Here is a 21,971-nt window from a genome sequence, read left to right on the forward strand (position 1 = left end):
CGTAACCGAGCCTCGCGCCGTTAGCGCGAGGCCGCCTCGCGCTTGCCCATGGCCTGGCTCAAGAAGGCCACCAGTTCGGTCAGTGGCAAGGGCTTGCTGATGAAATAGCCCTGCACCTGATCGCAGCCAAAGCTACGCAGCAGGGCCAGTTGCTCGGGGGTTTCGACCCCTTCGGCGACCACTTCCAGCTTGAGGTTGTGCGCCAGGTTGATCATGGCGGGCACCAGCTTGCGGTTTTCTTCGCGACTCTCCATGCCGCCGACGAAACTTTTGTCGATTTTCAACAAGGCGATCGGCAGGCTGTTGAGGTGCACGAAAGAAGAAAACCCCGTCCCGAAGTCGTCCAGCGAAAACCTCACGCCCAGCCGCCCCAGCGCATCCATCGTCTGCTTGACCAGGTCGCTGCGCCGCATCACGGCGGTTTCAGTCAGTTCGAATTCCAGCCATTGCGCCTCGACCCCGCGCTCGCTAATCAAGCGGCTGAGGGTGGAGAGCAACTGGCTGTCCTGAAATTGCCGGAACGACAGGTTGACCGCCATGTGCAGCGGCGCAAACCCGTGTTCGCGCAGGGCTTGCATGTCGCGCAGCGCCCGGGAAATCACCCAATAGCCCAGCGGCACAATCAACCCGCTTTGTTCGGCCAGCGGCACAAACTCGCTGGGGGCCAGCAGGCCACGTTCGCCGTGACGCCAGCGCACCAAGGCTTCAAGGCCGACAATCTGCCCGGTGCCCAAATCCAGGCGCGGCTGGTAATGCAGCTCCAGCTCGTCGCGGCGCAGGGCACGACGCAGTTCGCTTTCAAGGTCTGCCAGGCTGCGGGCGTTGCGGTTGATGCGTTCATTGAACAGGTGAAACGTGCAGCCTTGCGTGCTCTTGGCCTGCTGCATGGCGATGTGCGCATGCCACATCAGCGGATCGGCCCCGGCGTTGGCGCGCGCATGGGCGATACCGAGGCTGCAACCGATCAACAGGCTCTCGCCGTCAATCCAGTAAGGTTCGGCCAGCGCTTCGGTGATGCGTTCAGCGATCTGCTCGGCGCGTTCGGGGGCGCGGCGGGTGTCGATCAACAAGGCGAATTCGTCGCTGCCCAGTCGGGCCAGTTGATCGCCCGCCTCCAGCTGGCTTTTGAGCCGGGCCACCACTTGCAGGATCAGGCGATCCCCCGCCTGGTGCCCAAGGGCATCGTTGGCGTGGCGAAAGTTGTCCAGGTCCAGATGCCCGAGGGCGATGCCGCGGCCTTCGCTTTCCGCCAGACGCACGGCCAGCAGGGTCTGAAAGCCCTGGCGGTTGGCGATGCCGGTCAGCGGGTCTTCTTCGGCCAAGCGCTGCAAGGTGTGTTCGAGTACGCCGCGCTCGCGTACATGCCGCAGGCTTCGGCGCAATAAATCGGTCGTCAGGTTGGACGCCACGAACCAGTCGCTGACCCCTTGCGGCGAGGCATCGGGTTCAGCCTCCAGCAGCAGAATGGTCGATAACCGGCAACGGCCCGGTGCGGGTTGTAGCGCGGGGGTGGTGAGCAGCAACGCATTGCGGTCGTTTTCGAACAGATAACTGACCGACTCCCAATTCGGCGCACACACAAGAACGGCAACGGTTTTTATGGGCGCCAGACACTCGCGCAACAACGCTGCCCAAGAAGGCTCTTCGGCCAATAGCAGCAAACGCAAGGGTTCGACAGGCGTAGACAAGCTGGCTCCCTAGACTCTGCAGTAATTTCAGGCGGTGGGCATTATGACGCGCCGACGACCAATGGCAAATGACATTGGTTATCAAATACATATTTGTGGTCCACCTCTCACGGTAGCCTCAAATCCGCCCGGCATCCTGCGCGAAAGTAACAAAAGCAGCAAATTTAGACAGAGTGCTACGTCACACTGTCGCAGAGTGGCAGCAATATTTGCTCAGCCTGTTAAAATGCCCGCCCTTTTCAGATACGACCCCCTGACTCGTCATGTCCCGACTCAATCCCCGGCAGCAAGAAGCCGTGAGCTACGTCGGCGGCCCTCTTTTGGTGCTCGCCGGCGCGGGCTCGGGCAAAACCAGCGTGATTACCCGCAAAATCGCGCACTTGATCCAGAACTGTGGCATCCGCGCCCAGTACATCGTCGCCATGACCTTTACCAACAAGGCGGCGCGCGAGATGAAGGAACGGGTCGGCACATTGCTCAAAAAGGGCGAGGGCCGTGGCCTGACAGTGAGTACGTTTCACAACCTGGGGCTCAACATCATCCGCAAGGAGCATGCGCGGCTGGGCTACAAGCCGGGTTTTTCGATCTTTGACGAAGCGGACGTCAAAGCGCTGATGACCGACATCATGCAGAAGGAGTACTCGGGCGACGACGGGGTCGATGAAATCAAGAACATGATCGGCTCGTGGAAAAACGACCTGATCCTGCCCGCCAAGGCCCTCGAAGACGCCCGCAACCCCAAGGAACAGACGGCCGCCATTGTCTACACCCACTACCAGCGCACGCTCAAGGCGTACAACGCGGTGGACTTTGACGACCTGATCCTCTTGCCCGTCAAGCTGTTCGAAGAGCACGCCGACATCCTTGAAAAGTGGCAGAACAAGGTGCGTTACCTGTTGGTGGACGAATACCAGGACACCAACGCCAGCCAGTATTTGCTGGTCAAGTACCTGATTGGCACGCGCAACCAGTTCACCGTGGTGGGCGACGACGACCAGTCGATCTACGCCTGGCGCGGCGCCCGCCCGGAAAACCTGATGTTGCTCAAGGACGATTACCCGTCCCTGAAAGTGGTGATGCTGGAGCAAAACTATCGCTCCACCAGCCGCATCCTGCGCTGTGCCAACGTGCTCATTTCCAACAACCCGCACGCGTTCGAGAAGCAACTGTGGAGCGAGATGGGCCATGGCGACGAAGTGCGGGTCATTCGCTGCCGCAACGAAGACGCAGAAGCCGAGCGCGTGGCGGTTGAAATCCTCACGTTGCACTTGCGCACCGACCGGCCCTACAGCGACTTTGCGATCCTCTATCGCGGGAACTATCAGGCCAAACTGATTGAGCTGAAATTGCAGCACCATCAGATTCCGTATCGTCTGTCCGGCGGTAACAGCTTCTTCGGACGTCAGGAAGTCAAAGACCTGATGGCCTATTTCCGCTTGATCGTGAACCCGGATGACGACAACGCCTTCCTGCGGGTGATTAACGTGCCGCGCCGGGAAATCGGTTCCACGACGCTGGAAAAACTCGGCAACTACGCCACCGAACGCAAAATTTCGATGTACGCGGCCACCGACGAAATCGGCCTGGGCGAGCACCTCGACACCCGTTACACCGACCGACTGGCACGCTTCAAGCGCTTCATGGACCGCATCCGCCAGCAGTGCGCGGGCGAAGACCCGATAGCCGCGCTGCGCAGCATGATCATGGACATCGACTACGAGAACTGGCTGCGCACCAACAGTTCGAGCGAGAAAGCGGCGGACTACCGCATGGCCAACGTCTGGTTTTTGGTCGAGGCGTTGAAAAACACCCTCGAAAAAGACGAAGACGGCGGCATGACCATCGAAGAGGCCATCGGCAAGCTGGTCTTGCGCGACATGCTCGAACGTCAGCAAGAAGAGGAAGACGGCGCCGAAGGCGTGCAGATGATGACCTTGCACGCGTCCAAGGGCCTGGAATTCCCCTACGTGTTCATCATGGGCATGGAAGAAGAAATCCTGCCGCACCGTTCCAGCATTGAAGCCGACACCATTGAAGAAGAACGGCGCCTGGCCTACGTCGGGATTACCCGCGCACGTCAGACGCTGGCGTTTACCTTTGCCGCCAAGCGTAAACAGTACGGCGAGATCATCGATTGCGCGCCTAGCCGCTTTCTGGATGAGCTGCCCCCGGACGACTTGGCCTGGGAAGGTAACGACGACACCCCTACCGAAGTTAAAGCGGTTCGCGGAAATACTGCATTGGCCGATATACGCGCCATGCTTAAACGCTAAAATCGACTATTTTTCACTCTACCTTCAGCGCATAAGCGCTATTTGAGGACGTTACGTTGGAAGCACTGCACAAGAAAATTCGCGAAGAAGGCATCGTGCTTTCCGATCAGGTTTTGAAGGTCGACGCCTTTTTGAACCATCAGATCGATCCGCAATTGATGAAAGAGATCGGCGACGAGTTCGCGCGTTTGTTCAAAGATGCGGGCATCACCAAGATCGTCACCATCGAAGCGTCGGGCATTGCGCCTGCGGTGATGACGGGTTTGAACCTGGGCGTGCCGGTGATTTTTGCCCGCAAGCACCAGTCGCTGACCCTGACTGAGAACCTGCTGACGGCGACCGTTTACTCGTTCACCAAGCAGACCGAAAGCACCGTTGCGATCTCGCCGCGTCACCTGAAAAGCACCGACCGCGTGCTGGTCATCGATGACTTCCTGGCCAACGGCAAGGCTTCGCAGGCACTGATTTCGATCATCAAGCAAGCGGGCGCCACGGTTGCAGGCCTTGGCATCGTGATCGAGAAGTCGTTTCAGGGCGGCCGTGCCGAACTGGACGCTCAGGGTTATCGCGTTGAGTCGCTGGCTCGGGTCAAGTCCCTGGCCGACGGCAAAGTGACCTTTATCGAGTAAGGCGTTGCCTCTTTAACCGCTGGCCACGCCGTGCGCCGCCAACGGTTAAAGCACGTGCGTGCCTGTGTTTCAGTGCGGCTTGGCGGTTGCCTGTAAACCCGCCAGCAGCAAGCGCTGATACAACTCTTCGCGCAGGCCAGTGGGCTTTGCCAGTTGCATGCGCGCCAGGTGCTCCGGGAAGGCATGGGGCGCGGGTGCGTCCAGCGTGGCCTTGCCCAGTTCATAGATCTGCGTGAGTTTGAATTTGCTCTTGAGCCAGTTCAGGGCTCGCAGCAGGTCTTGCTCCTGCGCGCTGAAATCACAGCCCAGCGGGTACTCCGGGAACAGGTGCGGATGGCGCGCGGCGATGGCGTGCAAGCGCTCCGGGCTGTTGTTGGCAAAGCGCGGATCCAGGCAAAAGTCTTTGGGCAGCTTGCCGATGTGCTGAGCCTGCTCGATGAGCGCGGTCTGAAAGCGTGAGTCCGTGATGTTGAGCAAGGCTTCGATGACCTTGCGGTCTGTCTTGCCGCGCAAATCAGCGATGCCGTATTCGGTGATCACGATGTCGCGCAGGTGGCGCGGGATGGTGCAGTGGCCATATTCCCAGACGATGTTGGAACTCACCTCCCCGCCCGACTCACGCCAGCTGCGCAGGATGATGACCGAGCGCGCGTCATGCAGGGCGTGCGCCTGCGCGACAAAGTTGTATTGCCCGCCCACGCCGCTGAGTACGCGGCCGTCTTGCAGTTGATCGGCCACCCCGGCGCCAAGCAGGGTCATGGTGAACGCGCTGTTCACAAAGCGCGCGTTGCGGCGTTGCAGGCGTTTCAATGCTTCCTGGCCGTACAGCTCGTTGATAAAGCTGATGGCGGTCATGTTGAATTCGCTGCGTTTGCTGTGAGGCACCTCCCGCAGGCGTTGGTAAAAACTGGCCGGGCCGAGGATGAAGCCGCCATGTACGCACACCCCGTCAGTGTGCAGGCTCTCGTCAAGCATGCCCGCGTTGGCGAGCGCCTGACGTTCGGCGTCCGGGTACACCTTGCGCCGCACGATGCCCGCGTCCACCAACACCATGAGCCCGTGGACAAACATTTCACTGCAACCGTACAAGCCTTGGGCGAAGGGCACGATGCCGCCTTCTGCCTCAATCAGGGGGTGCCAGGGGCTGATGTCCAGGTCGTCGAGCAAGGCGCGATAGCCTGCGTTGTCGGCCTGACGTGCCAGTAATGCCGCCACCAGCGCATCCCCCATGGCACCGATCCCGATCTGCAAGGTGCCGCCATCGCGCACCAGGGTGCTGGCGTGCAGGCCGATAAAGTGGTCTTGCAGGCTCACCGGCATATTGGGTGTGGAGAACAGCGTGGTGCGCTCATCCTCCTCGATGAGCAGGTCAAAATCGTCGGCTGTCATTTCGGCGTCGCCGGGCATGAACGGCAGGTCGCTGTGGACGTGGCCCAGCATCAGGATGGTCTCGCCCGCGGCCCGACGCTTGGCGATCATCGGCAGCAGATCCAGGGTGATGTCGGGGTTGCAGCTCAGGCTCAGGCGATTGGCATCCTGCGGATCACGGGCGATGAGTTGCGCGACCAGATTCAAGCCATTGGCATTGATGTCGCGGGCGGCGTGGCTGTAATTGCTGCTGACGTAGTCTTGTTGGGCCGACGGGCTGTTGAGCAGGCTGCCCGGCTGCATGAAGAATTGCTCGACGTGGATGTTGTCCGGGAGGCTGTTGCGGTGCAGGTCTGCGAGGTAGTCCAGCTCAATGTAGTCGCCAAACACCCGCTCGATGAACGGTTCGAGAAACTGCCTTTGCAGCCCTTCGCCCAGGGGCGGGCGGCCAAGGCTGAGGGCGGTGTAAATCGTCAGTCGGCGTTCGGGCAGTTGCCTGATGCGTTGGTAGAGCGCGTTGACGAAGCGATTGGCCTTGCCCAGACCCAGCGGTAAACCCAGGTGAATATGCGAGGGAAGCCGCGCCAATACGTCATCGACTGCGCGCTCGATTGAACAGGACTGCACCATCTGATCCTCCAAAACCATCCATGTGTAGAGATGTGACTGAGAGTGACGGGTGTTGGTTGCACTGACCAAGACTAACCCCGACCGGCCTGCCCGGAACAGGAACAGCGTGTTTAACCCACGCTGTGGATTTCGCCGGTTTCCGGCAAGCGCACGTTGATCGAAACATACACAGGCGCTCGGTGGGCAAGGCCGGGAAACCACACAATGGCGTCTTGATAGTCAGGCGGGTAGACGGGGTTGACCAGCATCGTGTCGGCCTGATCGGAGGGCGGGAACACCCAGGCGGCCGGTTTGAGGGATGCCCCTTCGAGGGGCGCAAGGGGGGCGATGGCCGACGGGTCGGGTGCGGGTTTCCAGCTTATTTCAAGGCCGTTGCCCACGCGGGCGACCCGTTGTTCAGCGTGCGCGTGTGCGGCGATGACGGGGACTCGCTGCCATTCTCTTTTGGTGCCGGTATAAAAACCGTAGGCGCTGATGGCGCCGTCGTGCAGATGTTTGACGGTCAACCTCACACGCGTGTTGCCTTCCGTGAGTTGGCCATATTGCTCGTGACGGTAGAACGCGCTGTCGCCCGAATTGGTGCTGGGCATCAGCACGGTGACGACGACCCGACTTCGCGGTGGGGCCTTCACGGCCAGGCTGCCCTGCAGGCGGGCGGCGAACAGCCTGGCGCTGAGAGAGCCGCCAATCCAGTGCAAATCCGTATGGTCACCGGCAATGTGGGTGTCGGTGCCCAGCACGGCAAATTCGCCGTACTGGGTCAGTGCCTCCACGGGGACGAACTCGTTGTAATTGCTGAAGTCCATCAGCCCGTCTGGCAGCGCACACGACTTGGCGAACACGCTGCCACGTGCCATCCCTGGCGGGCTTGCAGGTGCATTGAACGCCGGGACGGCCTTGCGCTGCCGGGTGCAGGCGCGACAGGGGCAAGGGGAATGAGATGAGGCCACACACGTTTCGTACACAGGCATGAGTCGCTGGATGGGTGTGTGGTGATGCTAGCGACATGCCGGTACGGGACACGTAGGAGAATTCTGAATTTTCTGAACGGTTTGTAACTTTGTCTTTCGGCTGCGCGGCGTAAGGGCCGTGGGCGGGGGTGAAACGGCAGGCACAAAAAAGCCGCCCATCAGCGGCTTTTTTGCAGGAGATCGGTTTATTTCAAACCGGACATCTTCTCGATGGCGCCTTTGAGGTCTTCATCGGAGCAACTTGTGCACGTGCCTTTGGGCGGCATGGCGTTGATCCCGGTGATGGCCTTGGCCAGGATGCCGTCAAGGCCGCCCTGGTGATCTGCGCGTTCTTTCCAGGCGGCGGTGTCACCGATTTTCGGTGCGCCCAACAGGCCTGTGCCATGGCACGCGTTGCAATGCTTGGCGATGATGTCGTCTGCCGACATACCGCCGCCGCCGACCGAGGCTGCAACTTCCATTCCTTTGCATTCTTGGCCTTCAATACACACTTTACCCACAGGCTCAAGACGTTTTGCGATGTCATCGTTCGTCGTTGCTTGAGCGTTGACTGCCCAAAGGGCCACTACTGCTGCTGGTACGGCCAGCATTTTCATAATTAGGTTCACGCGTTCACCCTCAATGGTGGCTAGTCACGCCCACAACCACGGTTTCGCGGGCGGGCGAAAGTATAACGGTTAGCCCGCCACTCTGAAACAACCCTAAAGTAGAAGGGGTCTTATAAGTGGCGAAATGCAACGTGGGCCGCCTCTGCAGGGCCTGCAGGGCGCCTCTTTTATTAGAAGTTCGCCGGGGTCGCTGCGCTGATTAGTCGCGCTGCGACGTCGAACGGATTACGAAAACGATGCGGCTTCGAACTCTCGAAATAGTAGCTGTCACCCGCCTCCAGCACGAACGTCTCAAGACCTACGGTCAATTCAAGACGACCTTCGAGCAAAATGCCGGTTTCTTCACCGTCGTGGGTCAGCATTTCGTCGCCGGTGTCGGCGCCCGGTGGGTAAATTTCGTTCAGGAAGGCAATGGCCCGGCTGGGGTGCGCGCGACCGACCAGTTTCATGGTCACGGCACCGTCGGAAATGTCGATCAGCTCATTGGCTTTATAGACAATCTGAGTCGGTGTTTCTTGAAGGATTTCTTCGGAAAAGAACTCGACCATCGACATCGGGATGCCGCTCAGCACTTTTCTCAACGAACTGATCGAAGGGCTGACACTGTTCTTTTCGATCATTGAAATGGTGCTATTGGTGACGCCCGCCCGTTTGGCGAGTTCACGCTGAGATAGCCCTTTCAGTTTGCGGATGGATTGCAGTCGTTCACCGACGTCCAATGCGGGAGCCTCCTGGGGTTCAGATTTAGGTCGAATGGGCGCCATCATGGCGATAGCGTTCAGTATTTACAACACTTCGACTTCAAACCTGCGCAACCGTTTGGCTCCTTATTTGGACGGTCTGCCATCAGCTCCCGGAATAGAGGCGTGGCACGCGTTTGAGGTTGCAAAAAATCTGGTAAGGAATGGTTTCAGCATGTGCTGCCACTTCACTGGCAAGGATGTGTTTACCCCACAGTTCAACGGTAGACCCCAGACCCGCCTCTGGCACATCCGTCAGGTCGATGCACAGCATGTCCATCGACACGCGCCCCAGCAATTGGCTGCGTTGCCCGCCCACCCAAACCGGCGTGCCCGTGGGGGCGTGGCGTGGATAACCGTCGGCGTAGCCCATGGCCACAACGCCAATGCGCATGGGGCGGTCGGTGATGAAGCGGGCGCCATAGCCCACCGGTTCGCCGGCAGGCAATTCACGCACGCAAATGACCTTGGACTCCAGTGTCATCACCGGCTGCAAACGTTCAGCCAGCGCATGGGCTTCTTCAAACGGGGTGCTTCCATACAGCATCAGGCCAGGGCGTACCCAGTCGCTGGGCACACTCGGCCAGCCAAGCACCGCGGGCGAATTGCGCAGGCTCACTTCAGCGTTCAATTGAGCGCGGGCCGCTTCGAACACCGCCACCTGTTCTTCGCTGCGGCCGCATCCCAGTTCGTCTGCGCGCGAGAAGTGGCTCATCAACACCACCTTCGCAACGTTGGGGCTGGCGAGCAGGCGTTGGTAAGCCGTCTGAAAGTCCGCCGGATGCAGCCCGACGCGGTGCATACCGGTGTCAAGCTTGAGCCAGACGTGAATCGGTCTGGCGAGCGTGCTGGCGAGGATGTCATCGAGTTGCCACAGCGAGTGCACCACGCACCACAGGTCGTGCTCGACGATCAGCGGCAGTTCATCCTGGGCGGTGAAAAAACCCTCCAGCAGCAGGATCGGGGCACGGATGCCCGCCTCGCGCAGCTCCAGGGCTTCTTCAATGCAGGCGACAGCGAAGCCATCCGCCTCGCCCTCCAGCGCCTGGGCGCAGCGTACGGCGCCATGGCCGTAGGCATCGGCCTTGATCACGGCGAGGGCTTTGGCCCCCGTCACTTCGCGGGCCAATTGGTAGTTATGACGCAGGGCTTGAAGGTCGATCAGGGCACGGGCTGGGCGCATGGCGGGCTTCTAACGGCTAATGAATAAAAAAACGGCGCTACCCGCAGCGTTAACTGCGAGCTGCGCCGCAAGAGGGACTGTTACAAGGAGCAGAACAGTTAAGGCAGAGCTGCAATCACTGACAGCTCAACCAGAATTTCGGGTTCGCACAGCTTGGCTTCAACGGTGGCACGGGCCGGTTGCACACCTTTGGGCAGCCATTGGTCCCACACACGGTTCATGCCGGCAAAATCAGCATCGATGTCCTTGAGGTAGATGGTCACCGACAGGATGTGATGCTTGTCGGTGCCTGCCAAATCCAGCAGGCGCTCGATGTTAACCAGCGTTTCACGGGTTTGCTGCTCGACACCCGCATTCATGTCATCGCCGACTTGACCGGACAGGTACACCGTCCCGTTGTGGACGACGATCTGGCTCATGCGGTCATTGGTGAGCTGGCGCTGGATTGCCATGTTTAGCAGTCTCCTGGTGGTTGCCGTAACGCGAAATATCGAGGCCTTCGGTGCTGATTTGTGGCGTTTTCTTGGCCATCACATCAGCCAGGTAACGACCGGAGCCGCACGCCATGGTCCAGCCGAGTGTGCCGTGGCCGGTGTTCAGGAACAGGTTCTTGAACGGGGTCGCGCCGACAATCGGCGTGCCGTCTGGCGTGGTAGGACGCAAGCCGGTCCAGAAACTGGCCTGGCTCAAGTCACCGCCGCGAGGATAAAGGTCGTTGACGATCATCTCCAGGGTTTCGCGCCGACGCGGATTAAGCGAGAGGTCAAAACCGGCAATCTCGGCCATGCCGCCGACGCGAATACGGTTGTCGAAACGGGTGATCGCAACCTTGTAGGTCTCGTCGAGAATCGTCGAGGTCGGGGCCATGTCCGGGTGGGTGATCGGAATGGTCAACGAGTAACCCTTGAGCGGGTAAACCGGGGCCTTGATGCCCAGCGGCTTGAGCAGTTGTGGCGAGTAGCTGCCCAGCGCCAGCACGTAACGGTCGGCCGTTTCGAGCTTGCCGTCGATCATCACGCCGTTGATGCGGTCGCCCGCGTAGTCCAGACGCTGAATGTCCTGGCCGAAGCGGAATTCCACGCCCAGGTTCTTCGCCATTTCTGCCAGGCGGGTGGTGAACATCTGACAGTCGCCCGTCTGGTCATTCGGCAAGCGCAAAGCCCCGGCCAGAATGTCAGTGACGCTGGCCAGTGCAGGTTCGACGCGGGCAATGCCGTCGCGGTCGAGCAGTTCGTAAGGAACGCCTGATTCTTTGAGGACGGCGATGTCTTTGGCGGCGCCATCGAGCTGCGCCTGGGTGCGGAACAGTTGAGTCGTACCCAGGTTGCGAGCCTCGTAGGCAATGCCGGTTTCGGCGCGCAGTTCATCCAGGCAGTCGCGGCTGTACTCAGACAGACGCACCATGCGCTCTTTGTTCACGGCATAACGGCTGGCGGTGCAGTTGCGCAGCATCTGCGCCATCCACAGGTATTGATCGATATTGGCGGTGGCCTTGATGGCCAAAGGCGCGTGGCGTTCGAGCAGCCATTTCATGGCTTTGAGCGGCACGCCCGGTGCAGCCCATGGTGAGGCATAGCCGGGTGAAACCTGGCCTGCGTTGGCAAAGCTGGTTTCCATTGCAACGGCGGGCTGACGGTCGACCACGACCACTTCAAAGCCGGCTCGGGCCAGATAATAGGCGCTGGCAGTACCAATGACGCCGCCACCCAATACCATAACTCGCATATTTATATCCCTCATCGCGGCCAGCCGCAGACGTTTATTGTTCAAAGCGAAGATGGGCGCAGTATATGAACCATTGGCTAGTGGAATTCACTGTATAAATGGCTATATTTGGCGACAATTCTCGGCTTAAACGCTTTTGACAAAGGAGATTCTCCTATGCGCACAAATCACCAAACAAAGCGTGAACTGGACAAGATCGATCGCAATATTTTGCGCATTTTGCAGGCCGACGGCCGCATCTCGTTTACTGAACTGGGGGAGAAGGTCGGGCTGTCGACCACGCCCTGTACCGAGCGGGTGCGCAGGCTGGAGCGCGAAGGGATCATCATGGGTTACAACGCCCGGCTCAACCCGCAGCATTTGCAGGGCAGTTTGCTGGTGTTCGTTGAGATCAGCCTCGACTACAAGTCAGGCGACACCTTTGATGAGTTCCGACGTGCCGTGCTGAAACTTCCCCATGTGCTGGAGTGCCATCTGGTGTCAGGGGATTTTGACTATCTGGTGAAAGCGCGCATCAGCGAGATGGCGTCTTATCGCAAGTTGCTGGGGGACATTCTGTTGAAACTGCCCCACGTGCGCGAATCCAAAAGTTACATCGTGATGGAAGAAGTCAAAGAAAGCCTGAACCTGCCGATCCCGGATTGAACCTGAGGGTGCTGCCGCGAGCGTTCAGACCAGCACTTGCCGGGTGGTGGCGATGTATTCGTGCACCAGCTTTTCGGCGCTCGGATGAATCATCTCCACAGGGCGTCGGCCATTGGGGCACGGCAATGTCGGGGTGGTGCCGAACAGGCGGCAGATCAACGGACGCTCTTCATACACCGTGCAACCGTTCGGCCCCAGGTGTACGCAATTGAGCTCGTCCATGGCCGCCGCCTGTTCGGCTGCTGTTTTGCGCGGCAGACGCGCCATTTCTTCGGACGAGGTGGTCACGGGCCCGCAGCAGTCGTGGCAACCCGGTACGCATTCGAACGACGGGATTTGCTGCCTGAGAAAGCGGATTTTGTGACTGTTACAGCTCATTCAGCGCGTACCGATGTTGAAAAGGCCACAGAGTCTGCCTGAAAACCCCTGCCCTAGACAGCGCCGTCCAGCTGTTCTTGCCCCACGGGAAGGGCACGGCTTATGCTCCGTCAAATTTTCCAAACACAAATAATCAGGATCCCGCACATGAACGCCCCTGTTCAGCGCAGCCAGCACACCGCTTCTTATTACGCCGCCAGCAGCTTGCCGCAGCCCGACCATCCGGTGCTGCAAGGTGAGTATGTGGCGGATGTGTGCGTGGTGGGCGGGGGCTTTTCGGGGCTGAACACGGCGCTGGAGCTGGCTGAGCGCGGCATGAGCGTGATCGTGCTCGAAGCGCACAAGATCGGCTGGGGCGCCAGTGGTCGCAACGGCGGGCAGTTGATTCGCGGCGTAGGCCATGGCCTTGAGCAGTTTGAAGGCATCATCGGCAAAGACGGCGTGCGCCAGATGAAGCTGATGGGGCTTGAGGCGGTGGAAATCGTTCGCCAGCGCGTGGAGCGGTTCAATATCGCTTGCGACCTGACCTGGGGGTACTGCGACCTCGCCAATAAGCCGCGCGACCTTGAAGGTTTTGCCGAAGAGGCTGAAGCGTTGCGCGCGCTGGGTTATCGCCATGAAACCCGTCTGCTGCAAGCCCATGAAGTGCGCAGCGTGGTCGGGTCTGACCGTTATGTGGGTGGGTTGATTGACATGGGGTCTGGCCACCTGCACCCGCTCAATCTGGCTTTGGGTGAAGCGGCCGCCGCCGTGCAATCAGGTGTACAGCTGTTTGAGCATTCAGCGGTGACGCGCATTGATTACGGCCCTGAAGTGCGGGTCCACACAGCCCGGGGGACCGTGCGTGCCAAGAGCCTGGTGTTGGGCTGCAACGCTTACCTGAAAGACCTCAACCCACAATTGAGCGGCAAGGTGCTGCCCGCAGGCAGTTACATCATTGCCACCGAGCCGCTGAGCGAAGCGCAGGCCCACGCGTTGTTGCCGCAGAACATGGCGGTCTGCGATCAGCGCGTGGCCCTGGACTACTACCGTCTGTCCGCCGACCGACGCCTGCTGTTTGGCGGTGCCTGCCACTATTCAGGACGCGACCCACAGGACATCGCGGCTTACATGCGCCCGAAAATGCTGGAGGTGTTCCCGCATCTAAAAGACGTCCGCATCGATTACCAGTGGGGCGGCATGATTGGGATTGGCGCGAACCGTTTGCCGCAGATCGGCCGCTTGCCAGATCAGCCGAACGTGTACTTTGCTCAGGCGTATTCCGGGCATGGCGTGAACGCCACGCATTTGGCGGGCAAGCTGCTGGCCGAAGCCATCAGCGGACAACACAGCGATGGCTTCGACCTGTTCGCCAAGGTGCCGCACATCACCTTCCCGGGTGGCAAATACTTGCGTTCTCCCCTGCTCGCACTCGGGATGCTGTGGCACCGTCTCAAAGAGCTGCGTTAAACCTCGGCGTTACGAGCGCCAGAACGGCTTGCAACCTTCGTGTTGCGCCATGGTGCGGCTCAGCCCTATGTCGCGCAATTGCTGATCGTCCATCGACAGCAATACGCGACGGGTGCGTGAGCGGTGCCAGAACAGGCCCCAGCGACTGAGACCGGCCGGGGAGCTGGGCCGTTGATAAACCTCCCGCTCCTCTAGCAGTTGCGGGCCGTGCAGTGTCAGACGTACATCGCTCAAACCATTCATCTTCAGGTTCCTTTTGCCTCGGTGGCTACGAGTCAAAAGGATGGCCCTGATCGCGAAACCATGACAGATTCACCGAACTGTTTTTGCGTGCATACAGATGCGGCTTTGTGCCGCTGAATTCCTTAAATGGGCAGCATCTGTACTGGTTTTTAACGTTCGAACCCTTGCCGGGAGTACTGTCATGACCCTTTACGTCAACCTCGCTGACCTGATCGGTACGCGGATTGAGCAGGGCTTTTATCGACCGGGCGACCGCCTGCCGTCAGTGCGCGCACTGAGCGCCGAGCATGGGGTCAGCTTGAGTACCGTCCAGCAGGCCTACAGGTTGCTGGAAGACAACGGACTGGCCTCGCCGCGGCCAAAATCCGGGTATTTCGTGCCGATGGAGCGTGAGCTGCCTGCGTTGCCGGGGATGGGCAAGCCCGCCCAAAGGCCGGTGGAAATTTCCCAGTGGGAGCAAGTCCTGGAGCTGGTCCGCTCGGTGCCGCGCAAGGACGTGATTCAGTTGGGCCGCGGCATGCCTGACGTCACCACGCCGACCATCAAGCCGTTGCTGCGTAGCCTGGCGCAACTGAGTCGCCATCAGGACTTGCCCGGCCTGTATTACGACACGGTGTATGGCGTGCTGAGCTTGCGTGAGCAATTGGCGCGTTTGCTGCTCGACTCTGGCTGCCAGTTAGGGCCTGACGAACTGGTGATCACCACGGGCTGTCATGAGGCGCTGTCGTGCAGTATTCGCGCCGTGTGCGAGCCGGGGGATATTGTGGCCGTGGATTCGCCGAGCTTTCATGGCGCCATGCAGACCCTCAAGGGGTTGGGCATGAAAGCGCTGGAGATTCCCACCGACCCCTTGACTGGTATCAGCCTGGAGGCGCTTGAGCTGGCGCTGGAACAGTGGCCCATCAAGGCCATTCAGGTTACCCCCAGTTGCAATAACCCCTTGGGGTACATCATGCCCGAGCCCCGCAAGCGGGCTTTGGTGGCATTGGCACAGCGCTTCGATGTGGCGATCATTGAGGACGATGTTTACGGCGAACTGGCCTACACCTACCCTCGCCCGCGCACGATTAAATCCTTCGATGACGAAGGACGCGTCCTGCTTTGCAGCTCTTTTTCAAAGACGTTGGCACCGGGCTTGCGCATTGGTTGGGTCGCGCCCGGCCGCTATCTGGAACGGGTGCTGCACATGAAATACATCAGCACCGGGTCCACGGCGCCGCAGCCGCAACTGGCGATTGCCGATTTCTTGAAAAATGGACATTTTGAGCCACATTTGCGCAAGATGCGCGCGCAATACCAGCGTAATCGCGACCTGATGCTGGGTTGGGTGAGCCGTTATTTTCCGCCGGGCACTCGTGCCAGTCGGCCGCAAGGCAGCTTTATGTTGTGGCTCGAACTGCCAGAGGCATTCGACACCTTGCGGCTTAATCGCGTGTTGTTGGAGCAAGGCGTTCAGATCGCAGTGGGCAGCATCTTTTCGGCTTCGGGCAAGTACCGGAACTGTTTACGAATGAACTACGCAGCCAAGCCTACGTCCCAGATCGAAGACGCTGTACGCAAGGTCGGCATGGCAGTCAGCCAGTTGTTGTCAGAACACCCCTTTTAACCTTGCGATGATTGGATTGAGGTCTTGCCGTTGAAATCACTGTGCGCAGTTTTGCTGAGCGTCTTGCTGGGAGGCTGCGCCACGTTGGACGTGCCCCGCGGGCCGAGTCAGGCCATCCCGGCGGCGAAATCCTCCTTCGGGCGTTCCATTGAACAACAGGCAGCGCCCTATCAGGGGCGTTCGGGGTTTCGCCTGCTTCCCAACAGCGGCGAAGCCTTTCGCGCGCGGGCCGAGTTGATTCGCAACGCGCACACCAGCCTCGACTTGCAGTACTACATCGTGCATGACGGTTTGAGTACGCGGATGCTGGTCGATGAGTTGTTGAAGGCCGCCGATCGCGGCGTGCGGGTGCGGATTCTGCTAGATGACACGGCCAGCGACGGGCTCGACGAACTGCTGGCGACGCTCGCGGCGCACCCTAATGTGCAAATCCGGCTGTTCAATCCCTTGCAGCTTGGGCGCAGCACCGGCGTGACGCGAGCCATGGGGCGGCTGTTCAACCTGTCGCGTCAGCACCGGCGCATGCACAACAAGCTGTGGTTGGCCGATAACAGCGTGGCCATTGTGGGCGGGCGCAATCTGGGCGATGAGTACTTCGACGCCCAGCCCGACCTGAACTTCACCGACATTGATTTGTTGAGCGTCGGGCCGGTCGCTGAACAGCTCGGGCACAGTTTCGATCAGTACTGGAACAGCGCGTTAAGCCAGCCCATCGGGGATTTTGTCTCGTCGCGCCTGTCCCGGCGCGAGCTGTCCAAGGCCCGAAAAGAGCTGGAGGCGTCACTCAGCCAGGCGCAACGGCGCAACCCGGCGCTCTATGAGCAGTTGGCGTCGTATGAAACCAACCCGCAGCTGGCGGTCTGGCGCAAAGAGTTGATCTGGGCCTGGAACCAGGCCTTGTGGGATGCCCCGAGCAAGGTGTTGGCCAAGGGTGAGCCCGACCCGCATTTGTTGCTGACAACACAGTTGGCGCCGGATCTGGCGGGCGTGGGGCAAGAGCTGATTTTGATTTCTGCCTACTTTGTGCCGGGCGAGACCGGGCTGGTGTACCTGACCGGCCGCTCCGACGCCGGGGTCGATGTACGTTTATTGACCAACTCGCTGGAAGCCACTGACGTCCCTGCGGTGCATGGCGGCTATGCGCCGTATCGCAAAGCGCTGCTGGAGCATGGGGTCAAACTGTACGAGTTGCGTCGCCAGCCGGGCAGTACAGGCGGCAGCGGCCCGCATCTGTTCAAGACCAGCCTGAGTTCCGATTCGAGCCTGCACAGCAAGGCGATGATTTTCGATCAGCAAAAATCCTTTATTGGCTCATTCAACTTCGACCCCCGTTCCGGGCTGTGGAATACCGAAGTGGGTGTGTTGGTCGACAGCCCTGAATTGGCGGCACAGGCCCGTAAGTTGGCGTTGCAGGGGATGTCGCCCGCCTTGAGTTATCAGCCGGTGCTGGAGGACGGAAACATCGTCTGGCAGACCGAAGACAACGGGCAATTGCACACCCTGAAGCGTGAGCCGGGCAATTGGTGGCGCCAGCTTAATGCGTGGTTCAGCAAGCGTGTCGGCCTGGAGAAGATGCTCTAGGCGGCCGACTGTTCGGCGCCAAACGCGCCCTGGCGCAACACCAGAATCACCAGCCCGAACGCCCCGGCCGCCATGAACAAAGGCAGCGCATGGCCACTGACCCATTGGCTGCCCGCCCCTGCCGCCAGCGGGCCGATCAGGCAGCCGATGCCCCACAGCTGGGCCACGTGGGCATTGGCGCGCACCAGCGCATCGTCGCGGTAACGCTCGCCGATCAGGATCAGCGACAACGTGAACAACCCCCCGGCACTGGCGCCGAACATCACCCACACCGGCCAGATCAACAGCGTATCGATCAGGAGCGGCACGGCGAGGCTGGACAGCATCAGCACGGCGGCGCATGCCGTGAACAAGGAGCGGCGCGACAGTTTGTCGGCCAGCGCACCAATGGGCAGTTGCAGCAAGGCATCTCCGACCACCACGGTACTGACCATCGCCAGCGCGATGTCGGTGGTGAAGCCTTGGCGCAGGCAATACACCGGCAACAGCGTCAGAATCATCGCCTCAAAGGCTGCAAACAGCGCGACAGCCCACGCGATGGCCGGCAAGCCGCGACAAAAACCGAGTAGATCGTTGAAGGTCACGCTGCAGGATTGCGTCACGGGGGCGCCATCGCGGCCCATCAGCAGCAGCGGCGAGAGTGTCAGCAACGCGACGCCGATCCAGAAGCCGTAATCGTTTTCAGACCCCACCACCCCCAGAAGCAAAGGCCCGGACAGTTGACTCAAGGCATACGCGCAGCCGTACAAGGCCACGAGGCGGCCTCGCCATTGCTCGGTCACCAACTGGTTGATCCAGCTCTCGCCGAGGATAAAGATCACGGTGAGCACCACCCCGATCAACAGCCTCAACACCAGCCATACGGGATAACTGGGCAACAAGGCCAACAACCCGATGGACAGCGCGCCGCACCACAGGCACAAACGCATCAACCCTGGCGTGCCGAAGCGTGCCGCGAGCTTGCTGGCAATGCTGGCGCCGACCAGTACCCCAATGGCGGGCATGGCTGCCATCACACCGATGGCAAATCCGCCGTAGCCCCAGCTTTCGAGGCGCAGCGACACCAGCGGCATGCTGACGCCGAGCGCGAGCCCGACGCTCAGGACCGAAGCCAGCACCGCAAAATAAGTCGCCCAACGCATGGGGGTGCTCCTGTGGATCACGGGGTTTCTGTGTGTTCAAGCAACTGTGGGAGCGGGCAGGTCTGCGATGGGTCTGCCGTTGGGCAGGGTCATCGCGAGACTCGCTCGCTCCCACAGGGGGGCGACGGTAAGGTCGGGTGTGTTACAGCTTGATCCAGGTGGATTTCAGTTCGGTGTATTTGTCGAACGCGTGCAGCGATTTATCGCGACCGTTGCCCGACTGTTTGAAGCCACCAAACGGTGCGGTCATGTCGCCGCCATCGTATTGGTTAACCCAGACGCTGCCGGCGCGCAGTGCCTTGGCGGTCAGGTGAGCCTTGGAAATATCGGCGGTCCACACCGCTGCTGCCAGACCGTAAGGCGTGTCGTTGGCGATCTGCACCGCCTCTTGCGCCGTGTCGAAGGTAATAACCGACAGCACCGGGCCGAAGATTTCTTCCTGGGCGATTTTCATCGCGTTGCTGACACCGTCGAAGATGGTCGGCTCGACGTAGGTCCCGCCGGTCTCTTGCAGGATCTGGTTACCCCCGGCGACCAGTTTGGCGCCTTCGGTATGGCCCGATTTGATGTACGACAGCACGGTGTTCATTTGCTGTGTATCAACCAGTGCGCCGACGGTGGTGGCCGGGTCCAGCGGGTTGCCCGGCTTCCAGCCTTTGAGGGCTTCGATCACCAGCGGCAGGAATGTGTCTTTGATCGAGCGCTCGACCAGCAGGCGCGAGCCCGCCGTGCAGACTTCGCCCTGGTTGAAGGCAATGGCGCTGGCAGCCGATTCGGCGGCCGCTTGCAGGTCAGGTGCGTCGGCGAACACGATGTTGGGGCTTTTACCGCCCGCTTCGAGCCAGACACGCTTCATGTTGGATTCGCCGGAATACACCATCAGTTGCTTGGCGATTTTGGTGGAGCCCGTAAACACCAGGGTGTCGACGTCCATGTGCAACGCCAGCGCCTTGCCGACGGTGTGGCCGTAACCCGGTAAAACGTTGAGCACGCCAGCCGGAATTCCCGCTTCGACGGCTAGTGCGGCAATGCGGATGGCTGTCAGTGGCGATTTTTCGGACGGCTTCAGGATGACGGAGTTGCCGGTGGACAGCGCAGGGCCGAGCTTCCAGCAGGCCATCATCAGGGGGAAGTTCCACGGCACAATGGCGGCAACCACGCCGACGGGTTCGCGTGTCACCAGGCCCAGTTGATTGTGCGGAGTCGCGGCCACTTCGTCGTAAATCTTGTCGATGGCTTCGCCGCTCCAGCTCAGCGCGTTAGCGGCGCCGGGGACGTCGATGCCCAGGGAATCACTGATCGGCTTGCCCATATCGAGGGTTTCAAGCAGGGCCAGTTCTTCAGCGTTTTGCTTGAGCAGGCCCGCGAAACGGATCATGGTGGCTTTGCGCTTGGCCGGTGCCATGCGTGACCACACGCCCGAGTCGAAGGTTTTGCGCGCGTTTTCAACGGCGCGTTCTGCATCTGCGGCATCGCAGCTGGCAACCTTGCCCAGCAAACGGCCATCGACCGGGCTGAGGCACTCGAACGTTTCATTGGAGACCGCGGCGGTGTATTCACCGTTGATGTAGGCGCGACCTTCGATTTTCAGCTGTTGGGCCCGTTGTTCCCAATCAGCACGCGTCAGGGTGGTCATTCGAGTGTCCTCCTCTTATTGATATACATGCACCACGGTTTTCACGCGGCACCTCAGGCATGCTGTCCAATTCACTCATGTGATCGGCACAAGACATGCGCCACCCTAAACCAGTGGCTGTGAGACTTTCAATATATTTGACACGCGTGTCGTAAAGGGCGTGGCTTGTTCGTTTTAATAAACATAGACTTTGGCCTTTCTGGCCACACACACCGCAATTTCGGGGGGACAAGCACCATGAGCATCGAAACGATCGTCGATTTCAACACCGCCAATACCGAGGCTGAACGCTTTCGCCCGGCACCGGAGAAGGTGCTCAAAGGTGACCCGGAGCAAGTTATCCACAACCATTACGACAGCCCCTGCGGGCAAATGAACGCGGGTGTGTGGGAAGGGGCGGTGGGTCAGTGGACGGTTAAATACACCGAACACGAATATTGTGAAATCTTGCAGGGCGTTTCAGTTTTACGTGACGGGGAAGGTAATGCCAAAACCCTGAGAGCAGGCGACCGGTTTGTCATACCGGCGGGGTTTGAGGGCACGTGGGAAGTGCTTGAGGCGTGTCGGAAAATTTACGTCGTGTTTGAGCAAAAACGCTGAGAGTGACGAGTTAGAGCGTTGCCCAAAGCCTTGCCATCGATAATGGCAGGGCTTTTTTGTGTTCGATTGAATGGGGAGGCAGGACGAATTCAGTTACAGCTCGACGCCCGCCCTATTGGAAAATACATCCAGACTTTTAAGTGTGCAGCGGTTGATTATATAAACCGGCACGTGGGCTGAATTCGCCCCCTAACTTATCTCAATAAGGAACTACTATGAACGCGTTAACGGTAACGAAAAACACGGCTTTAGCGGCCATTATTACCGCGGTCTTTATGTCTGCGCCGGCCATGGCTGCGGAGGGTGGCAAGTGCAGGACTGATATTGCCTACAATTCTGTCGTGCCCCTTGATGCCACGCCGGAAAACTTCGAAATGTTGCGCAAGGTCTATGAAGCGAAAGACATTCGCGTCGAGCGCAAGGGCGTCGCCTATACAACGGAGTTCAATGAGAATCGTCTGAGAATCGGCGTGGGTGCGGATAATAAAGTGAGTTATTACCGCTGCGGGTAATGGGTGTGAGTCAACGTTTATCAGGATTAATATTTTTGTTGAATTTTACAAGGAAGTGAAATGAACACGTTATTCAATATGAAAAAAGCAGCCATTGCGTGCTTGGTCGTTTTGGGTGCAGGAAGCGTCCAGGTATCGGCTTCAGAAAGGGAGCCGGGAAAATGCAGCCTGGACTTCGCCCTGACCTATATCCTGCACGCTGCAACTCCGGAGTTTGTAGAAAGCATGCGTCAGCGCTCCGGCGCGACGGTCGTTCGGGTTGAGAGGCCCGGCGAGGGCTACACGAAGGAGTACAACGCAGATCGGCTACGCGTCATCGTCAACAAAAACAACATTATTCAAGGTTATCGGTGCGGTTAAGGGT

Annotated in this window: 21 protein-coding genes; 9 read left to right on the forward strand and 12 right to left on the reverse strand. The window is 59.6% G+C overall.

The genetic code is table 11. From position 1 onward, the window contains the following. Positions 1–20: 20 nt before the first annotated feature. Positions 21–1,688, reverse strand: coding sequence for a bifunctional diguanylate cyclase/phosphodiesterase (locus tag BKD70_RS02850; protein ID WP_047278816.1), 1,668 nt, complete (start codon positions 1,686–1,688; stop codon positions 21–23). 263 nt (positions 1,689–1,951) lie between these two features. On the opposite strand from BKD70_RS02850, the gene rep reads away from it, so the two are divergent. Then, complete coding sequence (gene rep, locus BKD70_RS02855) at positions 1,952–3,961, forward strand: DNA helicase Rep (RefSeq protein ID WP_047278813.1); 2,010 nt, start codon at positions 1,952–1,954, stop codon at positions 3,959–3,961. Between the two features lie 56 nt (positions 3,962–4,017). Next, positions 4,018–4,590, forward strand: coding sequence for a xanthine phosphoribosyltransferase (locus BKD70_RS02860; protein WP_047278811.1), 573 nt, complete (start codon positions 4,018–4,020; stop codon positions 4,588–4,590). A gap of 69 nt (positions 4,591–4,659) precedes the next feature. On the opposite strand, the gene BKD70_RS02865 is transcribed toward BKD70_RS02860, so the two are convergent. The 7 genes from BKD70_RS02865 to dadA form a co-directional block, all read right to left on the reverse strand. Beyond that, positions 4,660–6,588, reverse strand: a complete 1,929-nt coding sequence (locus BKD70_RS02865) for an acetyl-CoA hydrolase/transferase C-terminal domain-containing protein (protein ID WP_047278808.1) — start codon at positions 6,586–6,588, stop codon at positions 4,660–4,662. 110 nt (positions 6,589–6,698) lie between these two features. Then, positions 6,699–7,445, reverse strand: a complete 747-nt coding sequence (locus tag BKD70_RS02870) for an S-type pyocin domain-containing protein (RefSeq protein WP_052892225.1) — start codon at positions 7,443–7,445, stop codon at positions 6,699–6,701. Positions 7,446–7,744: 299 nt separating this feature from the next. Then, complete coding sequence (locus tag BKD70_RS02875) at positions 7,745–8,155, reverse strand: cytochrome c5 family protein (RefSeq protein WP_047278804.1); 411 nt, start codon at positions 8,153–8,155, stop codon at positions 7,745–7,747. Positions 8,156–8,337: 182 nt separating this feature from the next. Further along, positions 8,338–8,886: a cupin domain-containing protein gene (locus tag BKD70_RS02880; RefSeq protein WP_047278802.1), complete on the reverse strand. Its 549-nt coding sequence runs from the start codon at positions 8,884–8,886 to the stop codon at positions 8,338–8,340. Between the two features lie 127 nt (positions 8,887–9,013). Continuing rightward, positions 9,014–10,090, reverse strand: a complete 1,077-nt coding sequence (gene alr, locus BKD70_RS02885; RefSeq protein ID WP_047278800.1) for an alanine racemase — start codon at positions 10,088–10,090, stop codon at positions 9,014–9,016. Positions 10,091–10,188: 98 nt separating this feature from the next. Continuing rightward, positions 10,189–10,542: a RidA family protein gene (locus BKD70_RS02890; protein WP_047278798.1), complete on the reverse strand. Its 354-nt coding sequence runs from the start codon at positions 10,540–10,542 to the stop codon at positions 10,189–10,191. After that, positions 10,514–11,815 carry a D-amino acid dehydrogenase gene (gene dadA / locus BKD70_RS02895; protein ID WP_047278796.1) on the reverse strand — a complete coding sequence of 434 codons (1,302 nt, stop codon included), beginning with the start codon at positions 11,813–11,815 and terminating at the stop codon, positions 10,514–10,516. The genes BKD70_RS02890 and dadA overlap by 29 nt, the downstream gene beginning before the upstream one ends. Positions 11,816–11,971: 156 nt before the next feature. On the opposite strand from dadA, the gene BKD70_RS02900 reads away from it, so the two are divergent. Next, positions 11,972–12,460 carry an Lrp/AsnC ligand binding domain-containing protein gene (locus tag BKD70_RS02900; RefSeq protein WP_047278794.1) on the forward strand — a complete coding sequence of 163 codons (489 nt, stop codon included), beginning with the start codon at positions 11,972–11,974 and terminating at the stop codon, positions 12,458–12,460. A 24-nt stretch (positions 12,461–12,484) separates the two neighbouring features. Here the strand turns inward: BKD70_RS02900 and BKD70_RS02905 are convergent, their stop codons facing one another. Then, a complete protein-coding gene (locus BKD70_RS02905) occupies positions 12,485–12,838 on the reverse strand; it encodes a YkgJ family cysteine cluster protein (RefSeq protein WP_047278792.1) in 354 nt (117 codons plus the stop codon). Positions 12,839–12,985: 147 nt separating this feature from the next. Between BKD70_RS02905 and BKD70_RS02910 the strand changes: the two genes are divergently transcribed. After that, entirely contained in the window at positions 12,986–14,287 is a 1,302-nt protein-coding gene (locus BKD70_RS02910; protein ID WP_047278790.1) for an FAD-binding oxidoreductase, read from the forward strand. A gap of 9 nt (positions 14,288–14,296) precedes the next feature. Here the strand turns inward: BKD70_RS02910 and BKD70_RS02915 are convergent, their stop codons facing one another. Further along, positions 14,297–14,530 carry a DUF1127 domain-containing protein gene (locus BKD70_RS02915; RefSeq protein WP_047278787.1) on the reverse strand — a complete coding sequence of 78 codons (234 nt, stop codon included), beginning with the start codon at positions 14,528–14,530 and terminating at the stop codon, positions 14,297–14,299. A gap of 181 nt (positions 14,531–14,711) precedes the next feature. On the opposite strand from BKD70_RS02915, the gene BKD70_RS02920 reads away from it, so the two are divergent. Beyond that, positions 14,712–16,136, forward strand: a complete 1,425-nt coding sequence (locus BKD70_RS02920; protein WP_047278785.1) for a PLP-dependent aminotransferase family protein — start codon at positions 14,712–14,714, stop codon at positions 16,134–16,136. Positions 16,137–16,160: 24 nt separating this feature from the next. Further along, entirely contained in the window at positions 16,161–17,717 is a 1,557-nt protein-coding gene (locus tag BKD70_RS02925; protein ID WP_047278783.1) for a phospholipase D family protein, read from the forward strand. Here the strand turns inward: BKD70_RS02925 and BKD70_RS02930 are convergent. Beyond that, on the reverse strand, positions 17,714–18,859 hold the full coding sequence (locus BKD70_RS02930) for an MFS transporter (RefSeq protein WP_047278781.1): 1,146 nt from the start codon (positions 18,857–18,859) through the stop codon (positions 17,714–17,716). The two genes, BKD70_RS02925 and BKD70_RS02930, sit on opposite strands and share 4 nt — an antisense overlap. Positions 18,860–19,001: 142 nt before the next feature. Next, positions 19,002–20,495 (reverse strand): aldehyde dehydrogenase, encoded by a 1,494-nt coding sequence (locus BKD70_RS02935; RefSeq protein WP_047278779.1) that lies wholly within the window; start codon positions 20,493–20,495, stop codon positions 19,002–19,004. A 237-nt stretch (positions 20,496–20,732) separates the two neighbouring features. Here BKD70_RS02935 and BKD70_RS02940 point away from each other — a divergent pair, with 237 nt between their 5' ends. The 3 genes from BKD70_RS02940 to BKD70_RS02950 all read left to right on the forward strand — a co-directional run bounded on the left by BKD70_RS02940 (position 20,733) and on the right by BKD70_RS02950 (position 21,967). After that, on the forward strand, positions 20,733–21,095 hold the full coding sequence (locus tag BKD70_RS02940) for a cupin domain-containing protein (protein ID WP_047278777.1): 363 nt from the start codon (positions 20,733–20,735) through the stop codon (positions 21,093–21,095). A 215-nt stretch (positions 21,096–21,310) separates the two neighbouring features. Beyond that, the gene (locus BKD70_RS02945; protein WP_047278776.1) at positions 21,311–21,607 is read left to right on the forward strand and encodes a hypothetical protein; all 297 of its coding nucleotides are present in this window, start codon (positions 21,311–21,313) and stop codon (positions 21,605–21,607) included. A gap of 60 nt (positions 21,608–21,667) precedes the next feature. Then, positions 21,668–21,967 carry an I78 family peptidase inhibitor gene (locus BKD70_RS02950; RefSeq protein WP_047278775.1) on the forward strand — a complete coding sequence of 100 codons (300 nt, stop codon included), beginning with the start codon at positions 21,668–21,670 and terminating at the stop codon, positions 21,965–21,967. Positions 21,968–21,971: the final 4 nt, after the last annotated feature.

Origin of the sequence: Pseudomonas sp. BS-2016 (assembly GCF_001806145.1) — a bacterium.
GTDB lineage: Bacteria > Pseudomonadota > Gammaproteobacteria > Pseudomonadales > Pseudomonadaceae > Aquipseudomonas > Aquipseudomonas lundensis.

Bases quoted from the DNA above. Each gene is read 5' to 3' on its own strand.
- rep (WP_047278813.1), top strand. From the start codon at position 1,952: ATGTCCCGACTCAATCCCCGGCAGCAAGAAGCCGTGAGCTACGTCGGC.
- BKD70_RS02865 (WP_047278808.1), bottom strand. From the start codon at position 6,588: ATGGTGCAGTCCTGTTCAATCGAGCGCGCAGTCGATGACGTATTGGCG.
- BKD70_RS02870 (WP_052892225.1), bottom strand. From the start codon at position 7,445: ATGGCACGTGGCAGCGTGTTCGCCAAGTCGTGTGCGCTGCCAGACGGG.
- BKD70_RS02875 (WP_047278804.1), bottom strand. From the start codon at position 8,155: ATGAAAATGCTGGCCGTACCAGCAGCAGTAGTGGCCCTTTGGGCAGTC.
- alr (WP_047278800.1), bottom strand. From the start codon at position 10,090: ATGCGCCCAGCCCGTGCCCTGATCGACCTTCAAGCCCTGCGTCATAAC.
- BKD70_RS02890 (WP_047278798.1), bottom strand. From the start codon at position 10,542: ATGGCAATCCAGCGCCAGCTCACCAATGACCGCATGAGCCAGATCGTC.
- dadA (WP_047278796.1), bottom strand. From the start codon at position 11,815: ATGCGAGTTATGGTATTGGGTGGCGGCGTCATTGGTACTGCCAGCGCC.
- BKD70_RS02900 (WP_047278794.1), top strand. From the start codon at position 11,972: ATGCGCACAAATCACCAAACAAAGCGTGAACTGGACAAGATCGATCGC.
- BKD70_RS02905 (WP_047278792.1), bottom strand. From the start codon at position 12,838: ATGAGCTGTAACAGTCACAAAATCCGCTTTCTCAGGCAGCAAATCCCG.
- BKD70_RS02910 (WP_047278790.1), top strand. From the start codon at position 12,986: ATGAACGCCCCTGTTCAGCGCAGCCAGCACACCGCTTCTTATTACGCC.
- BKD70_RS02915 (WP_047278787.1), bottom strand. From the start codon at position 14,530: ATGAATGGTTTGAGCGATGTACGTCTGACACTGCACGGCCCGCAACTG.
- BKD70_RS02920 (WP_047278785.1), top strand. From the start codon at position 14,712: ATGACCCTTTACGTCAACCTCGCTGACCTGATCGGTACGCGGATTGAG.
- BKD70_RS02930 (WP_047278781.1), bottom strand. From the start codon at position 18,859: ATGCGTTGGGCGACTTATTTTGCGGTGCTGGCTTCGGTCCTGAGCGTC.
- BKD70_RS02935 (WP_047278779.1), bottom strand. From the start codon at position 20,495: ATGACCACCCTGACGCGTGCTGATTGGGAACAACGGGCCCAACAGCTG.
- BKD70_RS02940 (WP_047278777.1), top strand. From the start codon at position 20,733: ATGAGCATCGAAACGATCGTCGATTTCAACACCGCCAATACCGAGGCT.
- BKD70_RS02945 (WP_047278776.1), top strand. From the start codon at position 21,311: ATGAACGCGTTAACGGTAACGAAAAACACGGCTTTAGCGGCCATTATT.
- BKD70_RS02950 (WP_047278775.1), top strand. From the start codon at position 21,668: ATGAACACGTTATTCAATATGAAAAAAGCAGCCATTGCGTGCTTGGTC.